General features: G+C 40.3%; 11 protein-coding genes. 5 read left to right on the forward strand and 6 right to left on the reverse strand.

The window, feature by feature from the left end; genetic code table 11:
• Positions 1–168 precede the first annotated feature (168 nt).
• The 3 genes from CRO21_RS09660 to yccS all read right to left on the reverse strand — a co-directional run bounded on the left by CRO21_RS09660 (position 169) and on the right by yccS (position 5753).
• On the reverse strand, positions 169–2859 hold the full coding sequence (locus tag CRO21_RS09660) for a PepSY domain-containing protein (protein WP_097079101.1): 2691 nt from the start codon (positions 2857–2859) through the stop codon (positions 169–171).
• Positions 2860–2997: 138 nt separating this feature from the next.
• Positions 2998–3555 (reverse strand): hypothetical protein, encoded by a 558-nt coding sequence (locus CRO21_RS09665; RefSeq protein ID WP_097079102.1) that lies wholly within the window; start codon positions 3553–3555, stop codon positions 2998–3000.
• A 71-nt stretch (positions 3556–3626) separates the two neighbouring features.
• Complete coding sequence (gene yccS, locus CRO21_RS09670; RefSeq protein ID WP_097079224.1) at positions 3627–5753, reverse strand: YccS family putative transporter; 2127 nt, start codon at positions 5751–5753, stop codon at positions 3627–3629.
• A gap of 295 nt (positions 5754–6048) precedes the next feature.
• Between yccS and CRO21_RS09675 the strand changes: the two genes are divergently transcribed.
• Entirely contained in the window at positions 6049–7263 is a 1215-nt protein-coding gene (locus CRO21_RS09675; RefSeq protein ID WP_097079225.1) for a multidrug effflux MFS transporter, read from the forward strand.
• Between the two features lie 98 nt (positions 7264–7361).
• On the opposite strand, the gene CRO21_RS09680 is transcribed toward CRO21_RS09675, so the two are convergent.
• Positions 7362–8066 carry a nitroreductase gene (locus CRO21_RS09680; RefSeq protein ID WP_097079103.1) on the reverse strand — a complete coding sequence of 235 codons (705 nt, stop codon included), beginning with the start codon at positions 8064–8066 and terminating at the stop codon, positions 7362–7364.
• A 446-nt stretch (positions 8067–8512) separates the two neighbouring features.
• Between CRO21_RS09680 and CRO21_RS09685 the strand changes: the two genes are divergently transcribed.
• Positions 8513–9805, forward strand: coding sequence for a DcaP family trimeric outer membrane transporter (locus CRO21_RS09685; protein WP_097079104.1), 1293 nt, complete (start codon positions 8513–8515; stop codon positions 9803–9805).
• Positions 9806–9935: 130 nt separating this feature from the next.
• Here the strand turns inward: CRO21_RS09685 and CRO21_RS09690 are convergent, their stop codons facing one another.
• Positions 9936–11225, reverse strand: a complete 1290-nt coding sequence (locus tag CRO21_RS09690) for a L,D-transpeptidase family protein (RefSeq protein ID WP_097079105.1) — start codon at positions 11223–11225, stop codon at positions 9936–9938.
• Positions 11226–11415: 190 nt separating this feature from the next.
• Here CRO21_RS09690 and hemE point away from each other — a divergent pair, with 190 nt between their 5' ends.
• The 3 genes from hemE to CRO21_RS09705 all read left to right on the forward strand — a co-directional run bounded on the left by hemE (position 11416) and on the right by CRO21_RS09705 (position 14052).
• Positions 11416–12489, forward strand: a complete 1074-nt coding sequence (gene hemE / locus CRO21_RS09695; protein WP_097079106.1) for a uroporphyrinogen decarboxylase — start codon at positions 11416–11418, stop codon at positions 12487–12489.
• Between the two features lie 19 nt (positions 12490–12508).
• Complete coding sequence (locus CRO21_RS09700) at positions 12509–13306, forward strand: DUF817 family protein (RefSeq protein ID WP_228150411.1); 798 nt, start codon at positions 12509–12511, stop codon at positions 13304–13306.
• Positions 13307–13431: 125 nt separating this feature from the next.
• Positions 13432–14052 carry a phosphoadenosine phosphosulfate reductase domain-containing protein gene (locus tag CRO21_RS09705; protein WP_097079108.1) on the forward strand — a complete coding sequence of 207 codons (621 nt, stop codon included), beginning with the start codon at positions 13432–13434 and terminating at the stop codon, positions 14050–14052.
• Between the two features lie 94 nt (positions 14053–14146).
• Here the strand turns inward: CRO21_RS09705 and CRO21_RS09710 are convergent, their stop codons facing one another.
• Entirely contained in the window at positions 14147–16342 is a 2196-nt protein-coding gene (locus CRO21_RS09710) for a TonB-dependent siderophore receptor (protein WP_097079109.1), read from the reverse strand.
• Positions 16343–16383: the final 41 nt, after the last annotated feature.

Consider the following 16383-nt stretch of genomic DNA (forward strand, 5'->3'; position numbering starts at 1 on the left):
TACAAAAGATTTCTCCTGATATGATTCATCGTGATGATGCTCCAACAATAAATTGCCCAATGGTTTAATCATGATGATTGGAATATGTCGATATTCATTGAAAAATAAAAAGGCTCTCTAATTGTGAAATTAGAGAGCCTACAATGCCTAAAGTAAATTTAAATGAACTTAATAGACATCCCGACGATAACGATCCGTTTGCCGTAGTTCATTGAGTTTCTCTTCCCCCAATATGTCAATCAGTGCCTGTTCCACGCTACTTGCCATACCATCGATGCTACCACAGATATAAATGACAGCACCGCGTTCAACCCATTCAATCACGCGTTGTTGTTGTTCGAGCAACTTATCTTGGACATAGATACGTTGCGCCTGATCACGAGAAAATGCAAGATCAACATATTGCAAATGTTCGGTTTGTTGCCATAATTCAATCTGTTTTCGATAGAAATAATCGACGCTATGTTGACGTTCACCAAAGATTAACCAGTTTTGTATAAAGCCTAATTGTTCACGTTGTTTTAATAGACTGAGTAAACCGGCAATCCCTGTCCCGTTGCCAATAAACAGGGCGGGGCGATTATCATCAATGAGGTGGAATGATGGATTGGTACGAATGCGTGCTGGCAAGGTGATGCCTTGTTCGGCATATTCAGTTAGCCAGCCGGATCCTAAACCGAGCCCGTCAGCAAGTTGTTTTTGACGTACCACTAAGCGTAACAATCCTTCATTGCTAATACTGGCAATAGAGTATTCGCGTGACGGTAGATCACTCAGTTGCAGAAGTTGTTGCTCCAGATCGGACTGGAGATTGATTGGCTGCGTGAGATTCTTATAGCGTAACGCCTCGTAGGTCGCAGCATTATTTTCCAGTTGATGTTGCTCGATAAAGTCGGCAATACGTTGCTGGCTATTTCCCGGCTGAATTTCGGCAATATCGCCAGCATGCCAGGATTGGTCATGTAAAGGTTTGAGCATCACTTCAAATGCAGGTTCCCCCAGACTGCCCTCATTGAGCAGATGGCGGGATACCAGTTGCCAATCATCAAAGATTTTTTCGTTAATGATCACCTGTACATCTTTATGAGTAATGTTTGCCAGTGCAGTGTACCAGCGCTCCAGATCGGTTTTATGACTATTGTCAACTTCGACCAGATTAAAGGCGGGTGAAGCCTGATTTTCTTTCAGCCAGTGATTCAGACGATGACCAAAAGTACAATAGGTTTCTGGATATTCTTTTGAACCTAGCGCCAAAACAGCATATTTAAGCCCATCTAATGGAATAGTTTGGGCCATATATTTTTTGACAAAGCTGACTGCCAGATCAGGTGCATCACCAGTACCATAGGTGCTCACCACAAACAAAACACGTTGATCATTGCGGATATCATCTGCACTACAATCTTTTAATGCTTTGACTTGTGTCGGTACGCCTGCTTGTTGTAAGGCACTTGAAGTATTATAAGCGATTTGTTCTGCTGTGCCGGTTTGGCTTGCATAGAGAATAGTCCATGCTTCGGCATTTGCATCAAGGTGGACTACATTGGATTGTTGACGGGCTGCTTTGGTCAGTTTTTTCTGTTTACGACGTTTGAGATAAAGCATCCAGCCGGTCACAAAGAATAATGGCATTGCTAATGATGCCAGCATGGCGAAAAACTGATAAATCGGCCCCATAAAACTACCACGATGCACCGGTAGCATGCTGCTCATGATTTTTTCATTGAGTTTTTTATCTGCATATAATTCCATTTTTTCAATAGCGGAATTTTGATAATCATAGGTTGCACTATTACGCGCACGTTCATGCTGCGGAATAGCGTCAACAAATGAAAGCTCAATTTTGCCATCGGCTTGTTTGGGAAGATTAAAGGTAATACTTGAATAATCTCGTTGTACTTTTTCCGGGAATTCTACCCATGCTGTACTCAATGCATGACTGATTTGTTGTGATGATATTGCTGTTTCATTATGTTGTTCGCGGCCAAAACTCGCGTTACGGCCCTCGCCACGTTGGGCATTTTCAGGATTTTCAGCTCGAACACCTTGTTCGCCTTGAGCTTCGCCTCGTTGCGGACTGTCATTTGTAGGGCGTTGTCGATCACCATTGTTGCCTTGTGCAGGGGGACGTTCACCGCCTTGTCCTTGTGGTCTTTGACCTCCGGGACCACCTTGCATCATTTGTGGACGTTCGACACCCAATACTTTAAACATGCCATCGCGCCACCAGCCATAAGACCAATACAACCCTGTCATGGCAAAAATCAGATAAAATACAATGACCCAGGTTCCGACCACAGCATGTAAATCCCAGATAAAATTACGACCTTTTAATTTTGGTTTAACAAATAACCATTGTCGTACAGAATGTTTTTTCGGCCAGCGCAGGTAAATACCACTTAATACAAAGAAGATCAGCATTAAGGTACAGGCACCTGTGATTTGTTTACCCACAGGCCCAACCGTTAAATTACGGTGTAATTGCTGGATAAACTGGAAAAAAGCACGGCCTTTAATTTCAGGCAATACTTCTGCTGTATAAGGGTTGACCATCATGTTATAGCCACGACGTTCGCCTTCTTTGACGATATTGACTGTGGATGAGGCATCTGTTGCCTGAGCAATGGTAATGCTGTTGATCTTTAAATCGGGATCTTGCTGGATAAAATGCTGATACAGTTCGTTGGGGCTAAGTTTTGGTTTATTTTGTATCTCAACGATATAGCTATCCTGATTGATCCATTTGAGGATTTGTTGTTCATAGGAGTAAATCGCTCCTGTTACTCCCATCAGAGACAGAATTAAGCCTGCTGTGATACCCAAAAACCAGTGTATCTGGAAAAAAGTTTTCTTAAACATGGCCGTAAATAAAAGGTCAGAAATATTGCGGAAGATTATACCTGAACATTTTGCAGATAATATGGATTTTCATTTAATATGTATTCTCATTTTTATACTATGAAAAAGCCCTCATTTTAATGTGAGGGCTTGAATTTTCTATATTTTTTTGGCTGTACCGACTGTTTCGGTTAAATGTTTACGAATTGTCGCAAATGGAAAGTTTTTAGAATCCATGCGTTTAGGTAAGAAAAAAGAACCTTGCTGCCCTTTAGTGGTAAACGTCATCAGTAAGAACTGTGGACTATCATACCATTCTGATACTTCTTTCCATGCAATATTGGCTACACCTTGCTGCATGCCCATTTTTTGTTGCATCACCATGCCATGCGGTTGAATACCAAGTTTAATGCCTTTGATTTCCTGAACCGGAAATTCATTCATTTTGCGTTTCACATACCATTCATAAACAAAGGTACGAATGAGCAGGAATAAAGCAACACAGACTAAAATTACCCAGCAAAAAACTGTGGAATAATTTTTGATAAAAATAAGCCCCAAAATAGCCAAAACAGTGAGTACAGCTAAAATCGCCCAAGTTCTCGGACGGATTTTATTGGTACTACGCCACATCATCATCTGAGCGGTACGTTGTTCTTCGGTGGAGACTTCATAAGGAACAGTCTGTAACGTGTATGCGTAAGTGGTCGATGTCATAAATCTATACAGCTAACAAAAAATTGCCTGTATTTTAGCATTAATGTATCCCAAAAAGTGAATCTTTAGTACTATAAAGATGCAAGTGCAGTTGAATCCGGATCGTGGTCATAGGACAAATTCTGTTTTAGAAAGCTTAATTCTGGTAACAGATTTAAAATCAGTGCAAGCTGTTGCAGAATCACCGTGGCTTGATCATCCAAGGTCTGCTCTTGATCTATGATACGATCTCGTAGGGTTTGAATAGTCGATTGCGCTTTTAATTCAGGGGCTTCATCATGCAATAATGCGCCCTGGATATCTTCTAGTGCATGGTCAAGAATCAACAAAATTTCCTGATCCTGAATCATATTGCGATGTGCGCCCAAAGCAGCAATATAACTGAGCAAGGTATGATTCAAACATAAGAACCTAAATGCATGCTGTTTCTGATCGTTGTCAAAGTCGGGTTCGGTGGCCAGCGTGGAAATTAACGAGGCTAGTTCTGCATCCATAATGTGCGCTTTACGACGTACGGTGCGATAGTCCAGACCATTGTTTCGACCTACGTGATATTGCTTCACAATTTCGGCAAGATAGTTACACTGGCTGGTTAAGGTGTTTTGTAACACTTTAGGTAGACGGCGGAACTTCCAGTCAGGCCAGATAAACATGATACCAAGCCAAGCCAAAAAACATCCGGCAATGGTATAAATTGCCCGTGGTAGAGCAGCATTAAGCTGTGGATCGGCCAGATGAAAATTAATCAGTGCCAGCATGGTAATAAACATGGTGGCCTGTGCATATTGCTGGGAACGCAATTGTAAAAACAATACGCCGCTGATCACCAGTAATACCAATTGCCCTTCAACCGAAGGAATAAAATGAATAATAAATGTACCGACTAATACGCCGCCCAATGTCCCCATAATCCGTAGTTTTAAACGGCGTTTGGTGGCATTAAAGTTGGGCTGACAGACAAACAGTACCGTAAGCAGAATCCAGTAACCATATTCCAGATGGGTCAGTTGTACAATAATATGTGATACCAATAACAAAATGGAAAGACGGGTTGCATGCCGGAATAAACCAGATTCAGGGCTTAAATTCTGGCGCATCCGTTGCCAGATATCTTTTAAACCGTTTAAATCGTCATTTTGTAGTGCATCATCCTGGCTGGGTGCTTTGTTATTCAGAAATGCACGTTCAGATTCAAGATTTTTAAGCTGGGCATCAATTTCTTTTAAATTACGTTGTAATGAACGCAGTGCTTTAAGCCAGACCAGATCATAATGTTGTTCCAGCTCCAGTTGATCCAGAGAAAGATCTAGATTTTTAAAGGCATGTTTAAAACGACTATTGTGAATATAGGGCTGTCGTTTTGCAATGGCATGTGCCATATCCTGACAGGCTTTGCCCTGTAAACTTAAAATCCGTTGGAAGCGAAATAAAATATCACGATGCTGAAAAATTTTGGATAATTTTAGATAATCTATATGTGCTGAATCTGCACGTTCATGAATATCTTGTGCAATAAAATAATATTGTAGACTGCGACGGGTATCTTTTTGTCCTCTATCACCCTTAAGACGTGTGACCAGAGAAATTCGGGTGTCATTAAAAGTCCCCACCAGTTTTGCATTATTTAAGGACAGTTCAATCATAGCCTGCTGATAGCTTTCAGGGGTCATATCGACATCGAATAAATTGGATTTTACAAACAGAAAATTACCCAGCAAACGATAGCATTGATCGAGTTGATCCTGTACCAGGCGCACAGGAAACAATAAAAAGCTAATGGTGGAAAGACAGCCATACCATGCAGCACCCAATACCAACAATACAGGCTGCTCATACCAGTTGGGAAAAATATCTACACCAAGCATAGTATAGACAGAAACTACCAGACAGCCGTAACTGATGGTGGCATATCGCTTGCCCAGTGATCCTAAAAGAATCAGGCAGAAACAGGAAACAATTAAGGCAATACCAAATAGCACCGGATGGGGAAAAAGCAATTCTACTGCGGCAGCGGTAGCAAAAAAACCAACATAGGTCAGAACTAGATTGCGAATGCGAACAGAAAAGCGATCATCAATATCACTCAGTGCCGCAGCAACCACGCCCAGCGTCAGGGGAATAGTCAGAAGTTGCTGATCAAGAAGATAGGGAATAAATGCTGTACCCACAAACGCAATCAGCATGCGTATGTTATACATCAGACTTGAATTATAGCTGACACGCTGTAATGCCGATAAAGCACCCACTGATCAATTTTCCACAGATAGAATGATAGAGTTTAAATTATAATGAATTTTCTTTTTAATAATTGATATTTCTGCATCATTTTAAAAAATTTTGCTATCGCAGAATCTATATAACACCAATGATGGGCATAATTTTGATGGTGATCCACTGAACAAGATCAACAAGACATTTAATTCTCTTGCCATCTGACTTTAATTTTAATTCGGGACTTGCTACTCTTGTGGCAATTCCGAAATGCAGAAAAAAATGTCAACGTCTTCTTTTACACAAACCAGGCAATATTCTTTACAGTGGATTGCTTTACTTGGACTATTAACCGCTTTGGGGCCATTGTCGATTGATATGTATTTGCCTGCTTTACCCAGCATGGCCAAAGATTTTCAAACCACAACAGCCAGTATTTCCAGTTCTGTTCCCGCTTATTTTCTTGGATTGGCAATTGGACAGTTGATTTATGGTGCCTTAAGTGATCGTATCGGCCGTAAAAAACCACTCTATATTGGATTGATCATTTATATTGCGGCATCATTTTTATGTGCGATTGCACAAACCGAATGGTCTTTAATTGTTTTTCGGGTATTACAGGCTTTGGGTGGCTGTGTTGGTGTAGTGATTGCACGGGCTGCCATTCGCGATTGCTTTGATGTAAATACTTCAGCACAGGCACTGGCGCATATGGCAATGATTCTTGGCATTGCACCGATTATCGCACCCATGATTGGCACAGTGATCATCTCCTTCTTTAGCTGGCACAGCATATTTATATTATTGGCTGTTGTTGGCAGCCTTGCATTATTGTGTGTACATTTACTTTTCCAAGAAACGTTACCAGTTGAACGACGTCTGCATTTAACCTCCAAACAATTGATGATTATGTATGGGAGTGTTCTACAGGATTTCAGTTTTCGTACACCGATGCTGGCAATGTCTTTATTCTCGGGCATGATGTTCTGTTATATCACTGCGGCATCTGCATTATTTATCGAGCATTATCATTTTTCCCAACAGCAGTTTGCGCTTGCATTTGGTATGAATGCCTTCGGTATCATGTTGTTCTCATTTTTGAATAGTAAAATTGTACGTAAAGTTGGACCTTTACCATTGCTCCAATTTGGTGGCACCTTGCAATTTGTTGGTGCAATTATCGTGGCAGGGGCTGCATTTTATTTCCCTGAAAATATTCAGTGGGTACTTATCGGCTTATTCATCGTGGTTGCAAGTATTGGTTTAACGGGTCCAAATGCAACGGCTTTGGCATTATCCAGACAAAAGCAACGTGCAGGTGTGGCAAGTGCTTTACTGGGTAGCATCCAGTTTGCAATTGGTTTGCTGGCAGGGGTAATTTTATATCATCTAAATGGTGGTATTTTGCAAAATATTGCCATAACCATGCTGATCTATGGTGCACTCGGATTAATCTGTGTTTATATTCTACGTATTCGTACAAAAAAAGCTGCTTAGCACTGGCTAATGGTTAAATTTTTAAGTGAGCCAATATTTTAAGGGGGAAGTTGCTATCTTCCCCTGTATCAACTTTAATTTTTTACGTGTTCGAAAACTTAATCCAGAAACACCGTGAATTCTTCTACTGGCAGGCGTGGGGTAATGAAGGTATTTACAATATGATCCGGATCAGCATAGCCTAGAGCGACGGTACAGACCAGTTCTTCATCATCCGGCGCATTTAAGACGTCCAGAACAATTGGGTGGAAATGGTTCCATGCGGCTTGCGGACAAGTATCCAGACCACGGGCTTTCGCGGCAATCATCACGTTTTGAATCATCATGGAAATGTCCATTTTTGATCCCACACCCATAGCCTTGTTGACAGTGAAATACAGTGCAACTGGTGCATCAAATAATTGATAGTTACGTAATTGCTGGGCAGCCATTTTTTCTTTTTCGCCTTTTTGAATATTCAGCAGGCCATATAATCCCCAACCATTTTCACGGCGACGATCAATAAAAGGGGAGATCCATTTTTCAGGATAATAAGCAAAAGTTTCTGTATATTGTTTTGCAAGTTCTGGATTTTGAGACACTTCTAGTTGTGCTTTGCAGACCCGGTCAATCATTTCCTGACGTTTTTGTCCTGTCACCACATAGACTTTCCATGGCTGTGTATTGGTGCCTGAGGGTGCACGGCTGGCCACAGTCAGGATATCTTTAATAGTTTGTTGATCGACAGCTTGATCTAAAAATGCACGTACAGAATGCCGTGAAGTGATGGCTTGATCGACAAGTTTGATCTGATCCAGACTCATAATAACTCCTTGATGAATTTTCTTTGTCGCCAACTATAACGGAATTTTGAAGAGAAACGAGTAGATTTCATTTGTACCGGGAAGTTTTTTTTGCTGATTTTAGGCAAAATTAGATTAAAGCATAGTCAGTTAAATTTCAAAAAAATCACGTTTAAAACTTTCCTATAGCCTTTTATGTGAACAAAAAGCATTTAAATATGGCTTTTTATGGCAATTACGCGAGTAAAAATCACATTTTACGTATATAGATATCGTTATAATACTTTTGGCTAAGAGAGCTAAAAAAAGTTTAACAAATTGTTCACAATAGATGCAGACCTTATACTAGGTTGAGTCATTATGGATGAGACGTATGTTTTTGGTCTATTTTTTGCTTTAGAGGTTATCGGAAGTTAAAAGTGTGACCTGTAATACATATTATCGCTTTAGATATTTAGGAGAAGAGAATGAGCTTTGCTCGTATCAATAAAGGATTGGTTAAAACCGCCTTGACCATCGCAGTTGCAACATCAATGGTACAAGTTGTACATGCCAACTCACAGCAAGATGAAATTCAACAGTTACGTGCAGAAATTCAGGAGCTCCGTGCTTTAGTACAGCAACAAGCAGCACAGCAAAAACAAATACTTCCACCACCAGCGCCTGTTGGTGCACCACCTGCAATGCATGTGCAGCCTAAAGATTTAAAAGTAACGACTTCAAAAGGGGCAGAAGTCAAGTTGTATGGTTTTGTACGGGGTGATGCAAACTATATTATTGAAGGCGCTGACGATGATTTTAACAGTGTTGCCAGCTCTACCGGTGCAACCAAAGATAAACTACGCGCAACTGCAAAAACCACACGTATCGGGATTGACTTTAAAACACCAATCGCTGGGGCAGATGTAGGTGGTAAACTGGAAGCAGATTTTGCCGGGAATGGTACAGGAGAAAACCTGCGTATTCGTCATGCATATTTGACTTATAACAACTGGTTATTTGGGCAAACGACTTCTAACTTTCTAGCAGGTCATGCGCCTGAAATGATTGACTTCAATACCAATATCGGTGGCGGTACAACACGCTTGCCACAGGTTCGTTATGGTTATAAATTCTCACCAGCGACACAATTATTTGTTGCATTGGAAGAAGGTAATAGTACTGGAAGTCTGCTGACATTTAATGCTTCTGGTGAGCGTAATAGTGCATCTACTAAATACTCAATTCCAGCAGTGACTGCAAAAATTGTCCAAGGTTTTGCTGATGGGAAAGGTTCTGCTTCATTTCGCGCTTTAGCTGAAAACTACGAAGCAACAGGTACAGATGATAAAACTGGCTGGGGCGTAGCAGTGGGTGCAAATTATCAAATTGCAGATCCGTTAAAGATTTTTGGTGATTTTTCTCATATCAAAGGTAACAGTAATTATTTATATGGTGCAAATAAAGCCTATGCTGTCGTAGGGAATGACTTGAAACAAAATGAGTTCAATACATTCCAGATTGGTGGTACCTATCAGATTTTACCAAACTTGCGTTCGACTTTAGCGTTTGGCGGTATGTATGCTGATGATGATAATGGATTTGCAACAGCAGTACCTGAAGCGAATAAAGAAGTTCAACAAGCTTGGATTAACTTGATTTATTCACCGGCTAAGCCTATTGATTTAGGTCTTGAATACATCAATGGTAAACGTGAAACCTTTACGGGTACAAAATACGATGATAATCGTTTAGGCTTGATGGCGAAATACAGCTTTTAAGTTTTAGTCTTTAATGCATCAAATAATAAGAGCAATCCTTCGGGGTTGCTTTTTTCATGGATAAAGATTTGAAATTAAAAAAATGCGTAAATGATAAATCACTTACGCATCCGAAATTAGAACGATTAGTTTATTCCAAGAATTTCACTGTAATACCTGTTTTAACCCGTTTGGCCAAATCATTGGCGTCCCAGTTGGTTAAGCGAATACAGCCATGTGATGCAGTTTTGGAAATGGTTGACGGATTAGGCGTGCCATGAATACCAAAAGAAGGTTTGGATAGGCCAATCCACATATTGCCCACTGGGTTATTCGGTCCTGGTGGTAAAGATAAGGGTTTCATATTACCACCCTGCACAAAGTTTTTGGGATTATAACCGTACCATGGATTGGGTGCGATATTTTTAATGGTATAGGTTCCGGTAGGTGATGGCGTGTCGGTACTGCCGATGGTCGCAGGGAAAGAAGCGATCATTTTGTTTTTACTGTTAAATAAATACAATTGTTTTGCACCTTTATGCGCAATAATCAGATGAATATCTTCTGGTAATTCATTTCGTACATTGGCAACAATGATTTTTTCACCCGCATTTTTAAAGCTTGCTTTAGGATTAAGTTTCTTTAAGAAATTTTCATCCATATGAAACTTTTCACCCAGCATTTCGGTGACGCGAGTGTAGTACAAACCTTTCATTTTGGCTTGTTCTGCATAATTTGCTGGAATCGATTGCGCATAGGGGCCTTTCAGGTCTTCTGCTGTAATAGTATATTCGATAAAAGCAGGTTCGGTTTCACCACTGTTTAAGCTTTGCCAAGTTGCTTCATCCAGTACACCGTTGGTGCTGAGATTATTCATGGTCTGAAAGGTTGAAATGGCTTTAAGCGTATTTTTACCTGTTGTACCATCAATGGCGCCCGGTGATGCGTGCTTGCGGTTTAACAATACCTGAGTTTTGGCATAAATTGGGAATTGCCCCCGTTGTAAATCGCTTGACCATTCTGCATTGTTTAATGCATCCAAACTCCAACTGCCTGCGCTGGTAGGTATACTGGTCGTCGTTGGCGTGGTTTTTGCTGATGTGATTGGTGCAGTGGTTTGCGGTGTTGCAGGTTGCTGTGGTATTGCAATGTCTTGCTGAGGCGTGTTCTCAACTTCTACAGAGGGTGGCATACTGTCTACCGCAGATGCATCAACCTGATCCTGCTCATCAGAACTTTCAGCTATTACTGCTGGATTGTCTGTTGATGGTGTCGGTGTAACTGGTTGTGCAGCTTTATTTTTGCTGAGTGAATATGATTCAATTGGCACGCTTTTATTGGCTGGAATCGTTTCTAATTGATTGGAAACAGTATTTTCTGCATTTACCACAGAAGAAATAGCACAACCTAGGCTGATGGCGAGTATTGTACGTGCAAACATAAATTATCCTAAAAAAATAAATTTAAATTTTCTAATGCTAAGCCTAGTATGACAAAGGAAACAAAGAATTACAGTAACTCTTTTGTATAATACGACGCATGATTTCGTAATATGCTGCTGATAAATACTTCGCCTGATGCACGTCATTTTGCTATGATGCATGCACATTGTATGCAATGACAGGAACAACATGTCTGCTTTGAAAAATGACCGTTTTATTCGTGCCTTATTAAGACAACCTGTAGATACCACACCGGTATGGATGATGCGTCAGGCAGGGCGTTATTTACCAGAATATCGTGAAACTCGTGCCAAAGCAGGGGATTTCCTTTCATTGTGCAAAAATACCGATTTTGCTTGTGAAGTTACATTACAACCATTGCGTCGTTATGATCTAGATGCAGCCATTTTATTTTCCGATATTTTGACTGTACCTGATGCGTTGGGTTTAGGTCTTTATTTTGAAGCCGGGGAAGGGCCAAAGTTCAAAAAAACTGTGCGTAGCGAACAGGATATTGCTGCCTTACCCAAGGTCAATATTGGGTCTGATTTGGATTATGTGGTTAACGCCGTCAAAACCATTCGCAGCGCCTTGGGTGGTCAAGTGCCTTTGATTGGTTTTTCCGGTAGTCCGTGGACATTGGCGACTTATATGATTGAGGGCGGCTCTAGTAAGGATTATCGTTATAGCAAAGAAATGTTATATGCCAGACCTGAGCTATTACATGCCCTGTTAGACCATCTGGCAGATACGGTGATCGATTATCTTAATGCGCAGATTGAGGCTGGGGCGCAGGTGATTCAGATTTTTGACAGTTGGGGCGGGGCATTGGCGCATCGTGAATATGTCGAATTTTCCTTAAATTATATGCAAAAAATCGTCGCAGGTTTAATCAAGGAAAAAGAAGGGCAGAAAATTCCGGTTATTCTGTTTACCAAAGGTGGCGGGCAGTGGTTAGGGCAGATGCTGGACACAGATGCAGATGCATTTGGACTGGATTGGACCACATCTTTAAATACTGCGCGTCAAACTGTCAATGGTCGGGCTGCATTACAGGGTAATCTTGATCCGTCAACCTTGTATGGCAATACACAATCCATTGAAAAAGCAGTCAAATTAATGCTTGATGATGCCTATGCGCATGGCGAAAAAACAGGTTATGTGGCAAATCTTGGACATGGGATTACCCAATGGGTTGATCCTGCCAATCCAAAAGTATTTATTGATACTGTGCATGAATATAGCCAGAAATATTTGCGCTAATTCGGTTTAGTCCTTGCGTATTTTATTTTTCTCTCTGCTCGAGTTTTTGTGTAAGGCTGTTTCGGCGGCCTTATTTGGTATCCTGTTATTGCTGGCTTTTGCTATCACGGCACCGATGGCGCATGACGCATTTTGGGGCTTTTATCGCTACGATTATCTGTTATTTTTTGCGTTGCTTATTCAGGTTTTATTGCTGTATTTTAAATTGGAAAGCTGGACTGAAGCTCGCGTGATTGCGTTATTTCATCTACTGGCGATGGTGATGGAAATCTTTTTGACGCATCCATCAATTGCTTCATGGCAATATCCGCAGCCGGCTGTATTTAAACTTTGGACTGTGCCGTTATTTGCTGGTTTTATGTATTCGGCTGTAGGTAGTTTTTTTGCCCGCAGTCTTAGATTATTTCAGGTCAGCTTTATCAATTTACCTGAGTTTAGGTTAATGCTGTTATTGGCGGTGTTATCCTATATTAATTTTATGAGCAAATTTTTTGTACCCGATATTCGCTATCTTTTATTTGCTTGTTCTATTTTTATCTTCTGGAAAACCAAATTATTATTTCAGGTACAACAACGTACTTATCAATTGCCCATGTTGTTGGTGTTCGTGATTTTAGCCTTTTTAATCTGGATTGCCGAAAATATCAGTACTTTTTATCAAATCTGGTTGTATCCAAGTCAGGTTGATACATGGCATATGGTCGGTTGGAGCAAGCTCGGTTCATGGTATTTATTATTGCTGCTGAGTCTGGTACTGGTGCTACGTATTTTAGGTGTACAGCAGCAAGGTAAATGGCAACTGAAAGTTAACAAATAAAAGAAATTGATGATTTAATTTTGTGATGCTTAGGATCATGTTTTTCATTGAGCGCAATGTTATTTCTGATCCTGAGTCATGTTAAGATAAGCCCAGTTAAAGTAAATATATTTTAAGAGGACGTGATGAGTCTAGATTTGCAGAAAGTAAATGCCGAAATCGGTCATGATGCAGAAAAACTGGTTGAATGGGCATTAGGACTGAATAAAAAAGCGATTGTGACCACCAATTTTCGTCCGTTTGAAGCCGTGATTCTACATATGTTGACTCGTGTTCAACCCGACATTCCAGTGGTGTGGATGGACAATGGTTATAACACTGAAACCACCTATCGCTATGTTGATGAACTCACCAAACTATTGAACCTGAATCTGATTACCTATTTGCCCAAGCGTTCCCGTGCGCATCGTGAGGCCATTGATGGGACTGTGCCGGCTTTGGATGATCCACGTCATGCTGCATTTACCGCAGAAGTAAAACTTGAACCATTTAATCGTGCTTTAGCTGAAATGCAACCTGAGGTTTGGTTTACTGCTTTACGTGCCACAGATACAGCACAACGTGCTCAAATGGAAGCTGTCAGTATTAATCCCGATGGTTTGATTAAAGTTGCGCCATTATTGCACTGGCATGCCAAAGATCTATGGACGTATATGCAAAAACATAATTTACCAGATAATGAAGATTATTTTGATCCAACCAAAGCCGAAGAACATCGTGAATGTGGTTTGCATTTGGAACATTAAGACTGTTTTAATTATTGTGTGATGTTGAATGAATAAAAAACGCTGCCTTGGATTCAAAGCAGCGTTTTTTATTAGACTCAAGATGGAATGTGCTTTAATAATTCCATTCCAGACTCAGCAGATAATTGCGTGGGGTACCATAGAAATTATTCATACCATTAACACGAGCCTTTTGATTCTCATAATAACGCTTATCCGACAGGTTTTGCCCGATCAAATTCAAGGCGAAATTTGGATTAAATCGATAACGTAAGTTGGCATTATATAAAGTATAACCGCCTTGTTTTACATTATATAAACTATCGGTTCCAGTTTGTGCAGTAACACCAGCACCCACGGTTAGATTTTCTAAAGCACCACTGAATTGATAGCTGCTATAGGCTCTAAACATATGTTCGGGCGTATGTTTGCTAAAGTTTGTGCCATTCTCATATATCGTTCCTTCTGTTTTGAGATATTTGCTTTTGTTATAGGTATAACCAGCAAACAGCTGCCATTCGGGTAAAATTTTTCCCGAAATTTCCAGATCCAGACCGCGACTACGGACTTTACCTTCGGGTGCATAAAAATTAGTTCCGGCAACTGCGATTGCACGATTTTCCTGTTTTACCTGAAAAAGTGCGGCAGCAAGCTGAAGATCGCCACTAAACAGTTCGGATTTTATGCCCAGTTCCTGATTGCTGCCAATCAGAGGATCTAACATGCTACCATTCATGCCTCGGGCACTTTGTGGTTTAAAGATTTCGGTATAGCTGACATATATGCTGGTTGACGGTGTGAAATCAAAGGTTAATCCGGTATAAGGAATAAATTTTTTCTTTTTAACATCAGCACTTTTGATATAATCTCTATCTATTTGTCCTTGATATTTATAATATTGTATAGATCCTCCAGAATTAAAATCGGTATAACGTCCGCCTGCAATCAGATGTAGACGATCCAGTAGGTTAAAACGAGTACCTAATGCAATTGCTTTTTGCTTAATCTTTCTTTTTGATAAATTGTCGTTATGTATTATTGAATTATCATTCCAATCAGGTTCAGTGATTTGTGAGGGTTGAAAGGTATAAATGTTGTACTGAGTTGAATTTAGATGTTGTTTCCATTGAGAATTTTGATTTTCTTTACTATAGTTAAGTGTCCCGAATAAGTCATGGTCACGACCTAATAGCTGATATTTGCCTGATAACGTAGTGTTAAAGATGAATTCATCACCATCGTTATCATAAAATTGCATATTATTGAGCTGTAATAATCCATCATTCGCCACACCAACATAGTTGCTATTGCCATGCCCTAATGCTGCAAATTTTTGAGTTGAGTCATACCATGTGGCATTGACTTTACTATTAAGTTTCCAGTCATCATTAAAATTATAGATCAGCTCTGCAAACAAATTGGATTTTTTAAAATTGTCTTCTGACCAGTCAGCACCAAGAAAGGTATTTTTATTTAAATTCAGGCTCTTACTGCCAATTCCCATGGGGAGACCGAAAATGTCCGGCATATCCTCAACCTGTTGATAGAGTCCACCGACACGGAATAATGCTTGATCGTTCAAATCAAAATCCAATACGCCATAAAGGGTCTGATTATTCTTTTCTATTGATGTTTTGAACGATTCACTATCACCTGCAACTGCCACCACACGCCCACGAATATCATGATCCTGATTTAAGCTGCCAGATACATCAACGCTGGAACGAATATTGTCCCAACTACCATATTGTAGTTTGCCATTTGCCTGAAATTCTTCAGTCGGTTTTTTCCGTACCGCATTGATGGTACCGCCCGGTTCACCATTGCTCTGAGTTAATCCAGATGCACCCCGTAAAACTTCGATATGTTGGTAGATTTCCAGATCGGTCATACTTGAGGCAGAGCGATAGGGATTACCTGAGGCACCAGAAGCGACAGTACTGCTCATACCATCTTCTTCAATTTGATCAATATAAAAACCACGTGACTGAAAACGATAACGGCCAGAATCTCGAATCACATTAATGCCTGTGGTTTGTTTGAGTGCATCAGCAATATTATTGAGCCCAAGATTGCTGATTTGTTCCTGACTAATCACGCTAATTGATTGTGGTGTTTCTTTTAGACTTAATTGCATACCAGTGGTCGTGCTCATGACAGAAGATGGCATTGCAGTGATGACAATAGTTTCCAGACTTTTTACCGGAGATTGTTCTGGTGTTGATGAGGGATTGGTTTCGGCAAAAATCTGTGTACTTTGTACAGCAACAATCGCCAGACAAATTTTTTGCAAAGAAAAAATAGGATTCATTGTGAATACCTTAACTAAACAGGGAGATTAAAGAGAAAAGT

It is taken from the genome of Acinetobacter puyangensis, assembly GCF_900096995.1.
GTDB lineage: Bacteria > Pseudomonadota > Gammaproteobacteria > Pseudomonadales > Moraxellaceae > Acinetobacter > Acinetobacter puyangensis.